General features: G+C 43.4%; 9 protein-coding genes. 6 read left to right on the top strand and 3 right to left on the bottom strand.

Annotation, left to right across the window (positions count from 1 at the left end; translation table 11 throughout):
• Nucleotides 1-1,395, top strand: a complete 1,395-nt coding sequence (dcuC, locus tag ACX6CI_RS11895) for a C4-dicarboxylate transporter DcuC (RefSeq protein WP_458778378.1) — start codon at nucleotides 1-3, stop codon at nucleotides 1,393-1,395.
• Nucleotides 1,396-1,482: 87 nt separating this feature from the next.
• Here the strand turns inward: dcuC and ACX6CI_RS11900 are convergent, their stop codons facing one another.
• The gene (locus tag ACX6CI_RS11900; protein WP_458778379.1) at nucleotides 1,483-2,496 is read right to left on the bottom strand and encodes a GGDEF domain-containing protein; all 1,014 of its coding nucleotides are present in this window, start codon (nucleotides 2,494-2,496) and stop codon (nucleotides 1,483-1,485) included.
• Between the two features lie 338 nt (nucleotides 2,497-2,834).
• Between ACX6CI_RS11900 and ACX6CI_RS11905 the strand changes: the two genes are divergently transcribed.
• Both ACX6CI_RS11905 and ACX6CI_RS11910 read left to right on the top strand, forming a co-directional pair.
• Nucleotides 2,835-3,875, top strand: a complete 1,041-nt coding sequence (locus ACX6CI_RS11905; RefSeq protein WP_458778380.1) for a glycoside hydrolase family 3 protein — start codon at nucleotides 2,835-2,837, stop codon at nucleotides 3,873-3,875.
• Nucleotides 3,876-3,880: 5 nt separating this feature from the next.
• Nucleotides 3,881-4,297, top strand: a complete 417-nt coding sequence (locus tag ACX6CI_RS11910; RefSeq protein ID WP_458778381.1) for an NINE protein — start codon at nucleotides 3,881-3,883, stop codon at nucleotides 4,295-4,297.
• A gap of 25 nt (nucleotides 4,298-4,322) precedes the next feature.
• Here ACX6CI_RS11910 and ACX6CI_RS11915 read toward each other — a convergent pair whose 3' ends face one another.
• On the bottom strand, nucleotides 4,323-5,864 hold the full coding sequence (locus ACX6CI_RS11915; protein WP_458778382.1) for a hybrid sensor histidine kinase/response regulator: 1,542 nt from the start codon (nucleotides 5,862-5,864) through the stop codon (nucleotides 4,323-4,325).
• 726 nt (nucleotides 5,865-6,590) lie between these two features.
• On the opposite strand from ACX6CI_RS11915, the gene ACX6CI_RS11920 reads away from it, so the two are divergent.
• Together ACX6CI_RS11920 and ACX6CI_RS11925 are read left to right on the top strand one after the other, a co-directional pair.
• Complete coding sequence (locus ACX6CI_RS11920) at nucleotides 6,591-6,875, top strand: HP0495 family protein (RefSeq protein WP_458778383.1); 285 nt, start codon at nucleotides 6,591-6,593, stop codon at nucleotides 6,873-6,875.
• A gap of 14 nt (nucleotides 6,876-6,889) precedes the next feature.
• Nucleotides 6,890-7,399 (top strand): hypothetical protein, encoded by a 510-nt coding sequence (locus ACX6CI_RS11925; protein ID WP_458778384.1) that lies wholly within the window; start codon nucleotides 6,890-6,892, stop codon nucleotides 7,397-7,399.
• 6 nt (nucleotides 7,400-7,405) lie between these two features.
• Here ACX6CI_RS11925 and ACX6CI_RS11930 read toward each other — a convergent pair whose 3' ends face one another.
• Nucleotides 7,406-9,334: a chorismate-binding protein gene (locus tag ACX6CI_RS11930; RefSeq protein ID WP_458778385.1), complete on the bottom strand. Its 1,929-nt coding sequence runs from the start codon at nucleotides 9,332-9,334 to the stop codon at nucleotides 7,406-7,408.
• Nucleotides 9,335-9,655: 321 nt separating this feature from the next.
• Here ACX6CI_RS11930 and nifJ point away from each other — a divergent pair, with 321 nt between their 5' ends.
• Nucleotides 9,656-13,207: a pyruvate:ferredoxin (flavodoxin) oxidoreductase gene (gene nifJ, locus ACX6CI_RS11935; protein ID WP_458778386.1), complete on the top strand. Its 3,552-nt coding sequence runs from the start codon at nucleotides 9,656-9,658 to the stop codon at nucleotides 13,205-13,207.
• Nucleotides 13,208-13,405: the final 198 nt, after the last annotated feature.

A 13,405-nucleotide genomic window follows, 5' to 3' on the forward strand; every position in this document is an offset into this window, starting at 1 on the left:
ATGTTAGAAATCCTATTGACCCTGCCTGTAATTGCCTTTGTTATCTACGGAATTGTCAAAGGCTGGTACACCCAAATTGTTTTAATTATGGCGGGTTTCGCATTACTGCTTGCCGGCTGGCTTACAGGACACAGCCCAATCATCAATGACGTCGCAGCAGGAGGGGTTAACCCCACCGGAATTTGGTTCTTTGATCTTTTTGAAAAATTTCGAGGTTTATTCAGCTTTAACGCTGCAGGTCTTGGAATGAATATTATGGCGGTGGGTGGATTTGCTGCCTACATGTCCCATATGGGTGCTTCCCATGCCCTGGTCCGTATTTCAACGGCCCCCATGGCCAGAATAAAATCTCCCTATATCGTTATTGCACTTGGATATATGATAGGTGTTTTCCTCAATATGTTTATCACAAGCGCCACAGGCCTCGGACTCTTGCTCATGGCAACCATGTACCCGGTCTTTAGGGGAATGGGCCTGAGTCGACTCTCTGCTGCAGCTCCAATTGCGACAACTGCTGCCCTGGAACTTGGGCCAACCCAGTCAAATGTTATATATGCTGCAGGCCAATCAGGCCTTGAAGTAACAGAATATGTGTTCGGTTTTCAGTTACCTGTCGTCATTCCGGCAATGCTGGTAATGGCTGTGCTACATTTTTTCTGGCAAAAGTTCATGGACCGCCGTGCAGGTACACTACCTGGCACTGAAGAGGTGACAACGGACAAGACTCAGGATGAAGATCCCGATATGAACAAAGCACCAGGCTACTACGCCTTATTGAATATGATTCCACTAATACTTGTCATTGTGTTCAGTAAGATGACAAATGTTGGTTACACAATCCACCTGGTAACAGCCATTTTGGTCAGTGTATTTATCTGTATATTCGTGGACATGATCCATAAAAAGAATGTCAAAGATGCGTTTCAGAGCTTTAAGGCTTTTATGGACGGCATGGGAAATGTTTTCGGATCAGTTGTTACACTAGTGGTTGCAGCTGGTATTTTCGCCGACGGCCTTAAACAGGTGGGAGTTATAGATTTGATTCTAAAGTCTGCAACTGAATCCGGCTTTTCACCCGCTGCTATGATGGTTGTTATAGTCTGTGTTATTGGCGTTTCAGCTATCCTCATGGGATCAGGCAATGCATCCTTTTTATCTTTTGGAGAACTGGTCCCAGATATCGCAGAAAAATTTAACATTGCGCCTGTCAAATTACTACTGCCCATGCAGGAGACATCTTCTCTTGCCAGAACGGCATCTCCTATTACTGCAGTAATTATCGCTGTAGCTGGACTTGCGGAGGTGGCTCCCTTTGACCTCGTTAAACGAACCATGGTTCCGATTGCTGGAGGAACCATAACTGTTGTGATCCTTGATTACATATTCTATTTTTAGATCAGTGTAGAGAGCGTTTTTTAGGCCAAAAAAAAGCCCCTTTTTCCAAGGGGCTTTTTTACATACTATTCATATACTCCAAACTCATCAATCCACTTCAACTCTTGCTCGACCTTCAGATTTAGCGTGATAGAGGATATCATCAGTTCTTTCCATCCAGCTTTGTAATCCTTCTCCATAGTTCATCTCAGAAAGGCCTATAGATACACCAAGTTTTGTGGTGTCATTTGCCCAGATTTCAAGTGAATCTATAGCAACACACAGTCGCTCTGCAAGAATTCTAGCACTTAATTTATCAGTCTGGTCCAGAACAATCAAAAACTCATCACCACCCATTCTGACAAGAAGATCGGTGGAACGTACCGCTTTTTTTAGTACATCAGCCACAGTCACCAGTACTTGATCACCAGCCTGATGCCCGAGATTGTCATTAATTGCCTTGAATTTATCCAAATCCATGGAGATCATTGAAAGAGGATGGCTATACCGATTAGCACCATCCATCATTGCGTGGATACGTTCTTCAAAGACACGCCTGTTTGAAAGACCTGTTAAGGCGTCATTACTTGCCTTCTCAAAAAGATCTTCATACTCAAGGCCACGCTGTAGACATTCTGCTAAAATCTCAAGTGAATTATTAACAAGCTCAATCTCTTTATCCTGAAGTTCGTGACCTTCTCTCAATATGAGTAAGAGTCCTTCATCTTCGGACGTCTCAAAAATCCATTTATACGCATACCTTCCATCTTTTTTGACAAAAGAACCGCGTTCTGATGTGGTATCATTAATGAGTTGTTCAGCAAAAGCGATTGCTCGTCTTCTATTGGGACCATGCCCTGAACAGAAGAGATGCCTTTTCTGCCTGCTGTTGTTGTTATATCCAATAAGCTCATGATTAACGAGGGGCATCAACCATACAGAGTATGTTTCTATCATACCAGTAAGACTAAGAACACCCGCCATCCTCGCATGCAATTTGTTTGCGAGATCAAGCCGTTCCGACTGCTTCTTCAGATTATCAAGCTCAGCCATCACATCGGCTAACTGAGGCTCGCTTATCTTAGAATCGGTGTATAGATATTTATTTGTCGAAATTGTCATAATTCCCTTCCAAGCTCATGTGCAAAAATAAAGTATTATCTGGTATCTTACTTATCGTCTGTCTGTGAAATATCTTAAATACTTTTTGATAATTTTTATTAAGCACAATGCGTGCCACACAACAACACTCTTTACCAAAGCTACAATCACACATCTAATATCACAATGTTTACAGACACATACAATCAGTAGATCAATTATTTGACACTATTTATGGTATTGCATTTTACACGAGAGCTAATCCAGGCACAAATTTGTCATAATATTGACACAACCAGCGAATTTAGATATTTGTGTTATAATATCATAAACTTAAACAAAAACTTACCAGATCCACTATGTCGACCCCATCTCTCAACTCAATGATTGGCCAGTTATTTATCGTCGGCTTCAAAGGCGCATCTATAACTGAGGAAGATCCCATATATCTCGATATTAAGAAGCGACATCTTGGTGGGGTTATTCTCTTTGACCGCCACCTTGCAACGAAGGCTGACACAAATAATATTACGGGTTGTGCACAACTCGCAACTCTCACAGCGCAGCTACAGAGTATACGTTCCTCAAAACTTTTTATCGCGGTTGATCAGGAGGGAGGAAAAGTCAATAGGTTCAGGCAAAAGTATGGGTTTTCAGAAACGCCAAGTGCAGAAGAGTTAGGCAAAGCAGTCGATGTCAATCGTACCCGGGTGAGCTCCAGACAAACCGCAGAAATGCTTAGGAGCTGTGGTATAAATCTTAACCTGGCACCAGTCGTTGATCTTAATACAAATAGAGAAAACCCCATTATAGGGAAAGTCCAACGTAGTTTTTCTGCCGACAAGGGTATTGTCTATGAACATTCATCGGCATGGATTGAAGAACATAAAAAACTTGGTATCGGACACTGCCTCAAACACTTTCCCGGGCACGGCAGTTCTAAGGCGGACTCACATCTTGGATTTGTCGACATTACCACAACATGGGAGGAAGAAGAATTAACCCCATATAAAGAACTCATAAAGAACGGTCTTGCAGATGCAATAATGGTCGGTCATCTCTTTAATCAGACTTTTGACAGGGATTATCCGGCAACACTATCGAAACGTACCGTAAGCAATCTTCTGCGGAAAGAGATGAACTTTGAAGGTGTCATTATTTCTGATGATATGCAGATGAAGGCCATTACTGATAAATATGGATTAGCTGAGGCCTGTGTACAAGCAATTAATGCTGGCGTTGATCTGATTATCATCGGCAACAATCTAGAACATGACCCTGAAATTTTTACAACCCTTCATAATGCAGTTGCTCTCGCTGTTGACAATGGTATTCTGAGTGAGAATACAATCATAAGAGCATATGAACGAATACAACAATATAAAACCAACATTGGATAACTGATATGAAGACAGAACAATCAACAACCCACTCTCTTATGGTCGGCTATATCGTCTGGATCTTTGGTTTTCTGGGCGCACACAGATTTTATTACGGAAGACAGATCTCAGGTACAATATACCTCTTCACCTTTGGACTTTTTTTCATCGGCTGGATCGTAGACCTCTTTTTGATCCCCGGCATGAATCGTGATGCGGATATTCGTTACAATGAGGGAGAGATAGACTTTAATCTCAGTTGGATACTTCTCACATTTCTTGGCGCATTTGGAATACACCGTATGTATATGGGCAAATGGGTTACCGGACTCATTTACCTCTGCACCTTTGGCCTTTTCGGGATTGGATACATATACGATTTCTGGACATTAAATGACCAGATAAGTCTTATTAACGGCTCGAACAATTATCGAGAATATTGATAACCTTAGGTCCGTGTCACGAACCTTAATCGTTTGACACACCTTCCCCTAAAAACTTCAAGAGTACAGTTGACAGATCGCGCATGGAAATAGGTTTCATGCAATACTCATCAATACCGGCTTTCTTTGCATCCTCTTTTGAGACGAGGTCTGAATAGCCGGTAAAAAGTACAATAGGGATATCCGCCCTGATACATTTAATACGAGTACTGAGCTCAAGTCCGGTTAAACCGGGCATCGTCAGGTCGGTGAGAACGAGATCAAATTCATCAGGAGAAGCAGAAAACAGTTCCAGGGCCTCCTCGGGAGATGTTTTTCCAACAACCCCGTAACCAAGATTTTTCATTATCTCTCCGGTAACCTGCACAACCTGTTCCTCATCATCCACCAGAATAACTCTACCTGAACCTCCTTTTAGTTCCGTGAGATCTCCAACCACCGCTGATTGACTTGCCTGAACTACAGGGAGACGGATTCTAAAGGTCGTTCCCTTTCCAACCTCACTCTCAACATCAATATGGCCCCCCTGGGCATTTATAATCCCATGCACCATGGCAAGGCCCATCCCTGTTCCCCGGGTTTTTTCCTTGGTGGAAAAATAGGGCTCAAAAATCCGTTCAAGATCTTCAGCATCGATACCGCTTCCACTATCACCTACACTCAGTTCCACCCAATCCTTACCGTCGGCTGACTGAGGGGCTGATGTAAGCCTGACAGTCAAGGTTCCATGTCTGCCGTTCATTGCATGGGAAGCGTTGGTGCACAGATTGATCAGCACCTGGTGTATCTGAACGGGATCAATGAGCACACGACCACAGGTCTCATCAACGTCTTCCAGTATGGTAAGCGTACTGGGTAGAGTAACCCGCATAAGCTTCATCACTTCTTTAATTATCGGATGCAGGAACTGATACACAGCCTTTTGCTCATTACTTCTCGAGAAGGTTAGAACCTGTTCTACCAGTGACTTAGCGCGTTTAGATGCCTTTAGAATTTCTTCTAGATAGGTGTATACCCGCTTACCGGAATACCCATCCTGCTCAAGTTTAAGGCGAATTATCTCTGTATAGCCCATGATCGGAGTGAGTACATTATTAAAATCGTGGGCCACTCCACCGGCAAGCGTTCCAATAGCCTCCATTTTCTGGGTATGTCTTAACTGTTTTTCAAGGGTGTATTTTTCCGTCACATTTTGAGCAATAACTATGATTCCGCTGACTTGACGATTAGCATCATAGACAGGAGACGCGGTTATATCAAAAACAATATCATCTGTTGTGCCCCCCTCAACAGCGATGCGCTGGGTGCTCGTCTCAATCCGTCCCGTTGTAATACATTGCTGGAAAGCACAAACTTTGCACTGCTCATTTTCTACACAAAAAATTTCATGACAGTGCTTACCAATTGCATTTGGAAATTCCTGATGGGTCGCATCATTTACCCACTGGGCAACCATCTTGGTATCAAACAGGATGAGAATGCTGGAAAAACCATCTACAATTGCCTTTTTCTGAGCTTCACTTTCTTCAAGTTGAGCCAGTATTGTTTGATTATCTTTTTGATCCAAATCAATCTCTCTTTGTCAATATGTGGTCCAAACCTTAAATATCCAAACTCCGATAAACTCTACAGGAACGTCTCATTACCCTTGATCAAATTGATATTAGTACCTTACCCCAGAAAAACTCTCATAAAAACAAGAAAACTGGAGAACCTTTTAACATTGCGAACGTAAAATTACTTCCAATGTACTTATCCCGTTTATCGGTGGTTAGTTCACCTGCAACTCTCAATCATACTGAAAATTGTACCACTACAATACACTGATTACAAAAAACTATTACAGATAGTCATGAGTTCAATGCAGTTTTTATACGAACCAATGCAATTCGTCTTTACCTTGACTCTTTATTCCGCATTCATTATTAGTGATGCATCGACTTAAAATACTCTTATTTCGTTTAGTGCCTTACTCCTAAACTTCTGTTAAAAAAACAGGTGGCGTAGACTCCAAGAAAATCCGGAATTGAATTTAAAATCGTACGTTTAGTTATATCACCAGATAGTGAACGTAGTGGGACCTTCGAGGCACGTATCCCGTTCATCGGTGTTAGTAATTCATGTATTCACCCATTGTCTTCACGTATCTCGGATGTACGCCTACCCGAAGTCTTCGCTTACCTGTTATGTACCATGAATGAAATTGGTGAAGATTTTACTACAACACATTACCTCCAAACCACTTATCCCGTGAATCGGGTTAGATTATTTTTCACAATTACACTATTACACTATGACACTCATAAAGAACAACACCCCTGGCGATGGCCCTGAACGTCCTGAAATTGAATACCCATGTTCTTGGGTTTACAAGGTAATTGGAGAAGACTGCACTCTTCTAAAAGATGTTATCACAAAGACCTGTGCCCCGATTGATGTCACCATCACCCATTCTCATATGTCTTCAAAGGGTAAATACCATAGTCTTAATGCTGAACTCATTGTTCCAAATGAGGAGGTCCGACTGAGTATTTATGAGGGCTTGAAACAATCCCCTGCTGTTAAAATTATCCTTTAGGAGTGATGTGAGCCATGCAACCTGCACAAAACAATAATTCACAACTTGTTCAGTCCCTCCGTGAAGCAGTTGGACTGGTACAGATGATTGTCTTCAAAGAGATACGAAAAACAATCGACAACAACCAGCAACAATTAGAGTCTACCGAACGTTCAATGCTGGCGGGATCTATTACCAACGAAATTTTTGGCACCCCAAACCCGGAAGAGAAGTTTGCAGCATTTCGCACAAACCATTGGGGAGTGATCGAACAGGAGCTACTCAGCATTAAAGAAAGTAATCAATTCCTCTGCCGCCACATTACTGACGCTTTGCGGATACAGACTCTTTGTGACAGCCAGGAAGGTGAAGACAGTTCTGATATCCTGTTAAAAGCAAAACAATATGGATACCTGCTTGAAGAAAGAGAAGTCCCCCTTCCTTCAACCTTTATGACGATTATTCGTGAACTGGGTAAGGAACATGGTCTTGTCGTGCCCCCCGTCCAGGTGACTGCTGAACAGGACAAGGCACTAATACACTAATAGTTTTCAAGTGAGAACATTCACACGAACGACGCCTCTTACTGAGTTACAGATAAAGACGGCGTCACAATTTTCAATATCCTCTTTTAAAAGTACCTTTTCTTTAACCATTGGTGAATCCTCACCTTGTAAAAGCAACTGCTCCCGCATAACTCCCGGCAATAATCCACACTGAACAGGCGGCGTAAAGTAGCATCCATCTTTTAGCACTATTACGTTGCTTATACAGCCTTCCGTCAGCTCGTTCTGGTCGTTAAAAAAGAGAGCATCGGTCTCACCCCTTTCAAGGACTTTTTTAAATTCACTATCGTACATTGCCCGGCGGCTACTCTTATAATATATATAGGGGCCCAAGTCCGCAGTACTTGTTGTCACACAACGTACAGACCCTGAAATTGGGCGGGCACCAAGGTCCTTTGCTGCAGGTAAGCGTATAAAAAGCGGACGATCACACTCAGTTGCCGTTATTGATATCTGCCCATCTTTTTCAAGTACCAGTCGAACCCGTAAAGCTTCTGCCGTAAAAGAGGACGCATGTGTTGCCAGCTGTTGCCTTATAAGCAATGGGTCAAAAGAAAATTTAAAATACTCTGCGCCCCTTGCTAAACGTGCCAGATGTTCCTCAAGTAAATAAAAGCTACTCTCTTTTTGCCAAAGCATTGTCTCAAAAAGTTGAAATGGGAGTTGTAAATGGGTTAAGAACCGCCCCTTCAACAAAGACTCATGCCACTCCTCAGCAGGTACAGAACCGTGGGTTATCCCCGCGCCTATACCCATTTCGCCCTTTTTTCCAGCTAGACGAATGGTACGGATTGGCACATTAAATACTGCATCACCACCGGGAGCAATATAGCCAATTGCTCCGGTATAAACGCCCCGTGGCTCTTTTTCCAGTTCTTCAATAATTTGCATGGTACGAATCTTTGGCGCACCGGTTATTGAACCGCAGGGAAACAGTGAATGAAAAAGACGGGATAAGGGTATGTTTTGTATTCTGTTTTTTGAGCAAACACCTTTAACTGTTGAAGTCATCTGTAAAAGAGATTCATAGGATTCCACATCAAACAGAGAAGTTGTTGTAACAGTGGCTTCGTTTTCGTTAAAAAGTAATCTTGACAGATCATTTCGAAGGAGATCCACAATCATTACATTTTCTGCACGATTTTTACCGTCATAATGGAGAGTATCCTTATACTGCTGTTCTTCATCAAGGTTGTCACCGCGAACAGAGGTCCCCTTCATAGGACGAACTGTGATTTCTCCTGAAGTCTTTCTAAAAAAAAGTTCCGGTGAAAATGAGAGGATATGTTCACCACCATTCTTAATGTAAGCCCCATAACTCACTGACTGGTTTCTTCTAAGGGACTGATACAGTGCCTCCACTGATCCTTCAAAATCAAAGAGCAGTTTCATGGTGTAGTTGACCTGATAGGTGTCTCCAGCCTCGATAAGCGCCTTTACAGCCTCAATGGCCTCCACAAACTCATCCTGCTCCATATTTGGGCTGAGATTCTTTATTGTATAGTTCTCATCTTTAGCTGTGGATTCACCTTGAAAATGAGACGGAAAATTATTCTTACCCGTATGATGGTTAAACTTATACGGTTTTAAAAAAACCCCAAAATCTGCGAGAATTACAGGTGGTTCAGAAAATGAACTGGTATCCCGCACATACCGCCCCTCCAACATTGAACCAAATTCATAACCAACCCAACCCGCCAGATGATGTCCTGAGTCCAGGGCCTTTTGCAATAGTCCCAGATACACCTCAAGGTCATCACCCTCCCTGCAAACTAGTCGTTCAACAGGCTTAACAAACAGTAATGACAACCTATTTTCATCATCAGGAAGGGATGTGTCGAGAAAGACACAATCATTTTCAAGAGAACAAAATTGGAGTAATTCTTTCAGAAGAGAATCCTGAATCCGCAGCATAAAACATTCCTTTCAACACATATAATCGAGACTACCACGTACCACAAAATGATGGTGTTTTTTAACCTTTCCATCAACCACTATTCTATTTTACTTATAATACCAATCAACAATTCTCATCCATTGCAGTACCCGGGTAAATATCCTATACTTGCCTGCGTTAAAATACTCTGTATATGTTGTAATTCGGTGGATTGTAGACTATTATCACCGGGTGTTTCGACACACGACAGAACAGACCCTTCAAGGTATTTAATACTATTTATGCAGTTTTCGCCACCTTACAGGCACAACTAATAGTAAAACAAAGGAGAACACATCATGTCGCGAAAGATGGTAACTATTGACGGCAACCAGGCGTGTACACACGTCGCCTATGCCACTAGTGAAGTCATTACACTGTACCCTATTACTCCCTCAACCCCTCTTGCAGCTGAAGCTGACACCAAGTCCGCTACCTTGCAGAAAAACATATGGGGAACAGTGCCCATAGTTAACCAGATGCAATCTGAAGCAGGTGTTGCCGGTTCCATCCACGGATCACTTACTACAGGCGCTCTTTGTACAACGTTCACCGCTTCCCAGGGTCTGCTCCTCATGATCCCTAACATGTACAAAATTGCCGGTGAACTCACCCCGACTGTTTTCCATGTTACCGCTCGTGCCATTGCTTGCCAGGGTCTATCTATCTTTGGTGATCACAGTGATATCTACTCAGCCCGTCAAACCGGTTGGGCCATGCTTTGTGCAGAGAATGTGCAGCAGGCAATGGATATGTCACTTATTGCTACCCAGGCAACTCTTGCTTCACGTATTCCTTTTGTACATTTCTTTGATGGTTTCAGAACATCCCACGAAATCCAGAAGATTGAAGAAGTAAGTCACGATGTTATGCGTGAAATGATTGACGAAGATAAGATCGTTGAGTTCAGATCAAGATCCCTCTCTCCTGATCATCCTACCATCCGTGGTACTGCTCAAAATCCTGATGTATATTTCACCGGTCGTGAGACTGTGAATAAATACTACAATGCGGTTCCTAGCATTGTACAGGAAACCATGAACAAATTCGCAAAACTTACTGGTCGTCAATACAATCTGTTTGACTACCATGGTGCACCTGACGCTGAAAACATTATTGTTATGATGGGTTCCGGTTGTGAGACCGCTGCAGCAACCGTTGACTACCTTGTAGCCCAAGGCGAGAAAGTCGGAATGGTAATGGTTCGTCTCTACAGACCATTTGACTGTAAAGCAATGGTTAATGCACTTCCTGAAACTGTTGCCCGCATTACTGTTCTTGATAGAACCAAAGAGCCTGGTGCTCCTGGCGATCCTCTCTATCTTGATGTTCGTACAGCAATTGGTGAAGCTGCCGAAGCAAACCCAACCGTATACCCACCAGTGGTACTTGCTGGTCGTTACGGTCTTGGTTCTGCAGAATTCACACCTGCTATGGTTAAAGCAGTATTCGACAACATGGTGTCTATGGCTCCTAAGACCAAGTACTGTGTTGGACCAAACGATGACGTAACCTTTGCAAGCCTTGACTACGACTCTTCTTTTAACATCGAAGGTTCTGACGTTTACCGCGCAATGTTCTACGGTCTCGGTTCTGATGGTACTGTTGGTGCAAACAAGAACACCATTAAGATCATTGGTACTGAAACTGAGAACTCTGCTCAAGGGTACTTTGTTTACGATTCAAAGAAATCAGGTTCCATCACCACCAGTCACTTACGCTTTGGTAAAAATCCTGTTGTTGCTCCTTACCTCATTGATAAGGCAAACTTCATCGCCTGCCATAACTTCACTTTCCTCAAGCAAGTAGATATGCTGAAGAACCTCGAAGATGGCGGCACCTTCCTGCTCACCACCTCCTTTGATAAGGATAATGTTTGGGCAGAACTCCCAGGTAAGGTTCAGCAGGACCTGATCAACAAGAATGCAAAACTGTATATCATTGATGCTGTTTCCTTAGGCCTTGCACTCGGTCTTGGCGCACGTATTAATATGATCATGCAGACCGCCTTCTTCCTGATCTCAGGAATTCTTACCCAGCAGGAAGCTATTGATGCGATCAAAAACGCCATCAAGAAGACCTACGGTAAGAAGGGTGACAAGGTCGTACAGATGAACTACGACGCTGTCGACGGTGCTATCAAAAATATCGTAGAGGTGGCTCTTGGAACCTCTGTAGATGGAAAAGAGATTCCACCTGTAGTACCTGAGCACGCTACTAAGTTTGTAAAAGAAGTAACCGCTAAGATCATCGAAGGAAACGGCGACAAGCTTAAAGTTTCTCAGATGCCTGCAGATGGAACCTGGCCTACAGCGACCACTCAGTATGAAAAGAGAAACATTGCTGTTTCAGTTCCTACCTGGGTTCCCGACAACTGTATCCAGTGTGGTCAGTGTGCACTCGTTTGTCCACATGCTGCATGTCGTATTAAGATTGTTCCTGAAGTCAAAGATGCTCCTGAAGCATTCCTCAGTAAAGACGCAGTTGGCAAGCAGTTCAAAGGCCAGCAGTTCTCTCTGCAGATCTTCACCCAGGACTGTTGTGGATGTACTCTCTGTGTAAGTGTTTGTCCTGCTAAGACCAAAGCACTGGTTATGGCTCAAAACACTGACGAGATCAAAGAGCAGGAAGCTAAAAATGTTGATTACTTTCTGGCTCTCCCAGAGATTGATCCAGCAACCATCAACCTGGCATCTATCAAAGGCAGCCAGTTAATGCGTCCTCTTTTTGAGTTCTCTGGTGCGTGTGCCGGTTGTGGCGAGACTCCTTACGTTAAGTTGATCACCCAGCTGTTTGGTGACAGAATGATGGTCGGTAATGCTACCGGTTGTTCTTCCATCTATGGTGGTAACCTGCCAACAACTCCATATTGTACCCGTGATGATGGTCGTGGACCTACCTGGGCAAACTCACTGTTTGAAGATAACGCAGAATTTGCAGCTGGTATGAGAACCACCGTCAACAAACTTGACGAGCAAGCGAGAGAGCTTATCGCAAGCTGTGTAGAAGAGGGAATCCTCGCACAGGATCTCGCTGACTCTATCACTGGCGCAACCCAGGATACCCAGATGGACATCGAAGCTCAACGCGCTCGTGTTGCTGAGATGAATGTTATTCTTAAAAAGAGCAGCAGCAAAATTGCCGCTCGTCTCGTACCAATCAGCGACTACCTCGTTAAGAAGTCTGTATGGGCTTTTGGTGGTGACGGCTGGGCATATGATATCGGATATGGTGGTGTGGATCACGTTCTTGCTTCCGGCGAGAATGTAAACATACTGGTCATGGATACAGAAGTGTACTCCAACACTGGTGGTCAGATGTCCAAGTCCACTCCTCGTGCTGCAACTGCACAATTTGCTGCCGGTGGTAAGAAAATGCCTAAGAAGAACATGGGTATGATCTTCGCCACTTATGGTAACGTATATGTTGCACAGATCAGTATTGGTGCCAATCCTACTCAGGCGATTAAAGCAATCGCTGAAGCGGAAGCATACGACGGACCTTCTTTGATTATTGCTTACTCACATTGTATCAACCATGGTATCAACATGGCTCTTGGTCTTGAGCAGCAGAAAAAAGCTGTTGCATGTGGTCACTGGCCGCTGTACCGCTACAATCCAGAGCTCGAAGATGCCGGTAAGAATCCACTGGTTATCGACTCTAAGAAAGAGCCTACCATCAGCTTTGAAGAGTACGCTCTTGGGGAAAACCGCTACAGAACATTGAAGCGTGTTAACCCTGAATCTGCAGATCAGCTCCTTGCTGATTCCCAGAAAGATGTTCTTAAGGGATGGAAATTCCTCAAGAGTCTTGCGGCAGCACTCGAGCCAGAAGTAGAAGAAGGAGAGTAATCCTTCCAGGCGACTTCCTCAGAATATCTTTCTGAGGAAGTCGTTTGACTGGCTGTTCAAAAAAAAGGGTGTGTGGAAAATTTTTCCACACACCCTTTTTGTTTCGAACTTTACCAAAGCACTCAGCAATCAGATCAACCAAGAAAGCACATTACTTCACATAAAGATTTAAACACCAACAAACATCGTCCCCCAGGC

The organism is Desulforhopalus glucosivorans (genome assembly GCF_054397165.1).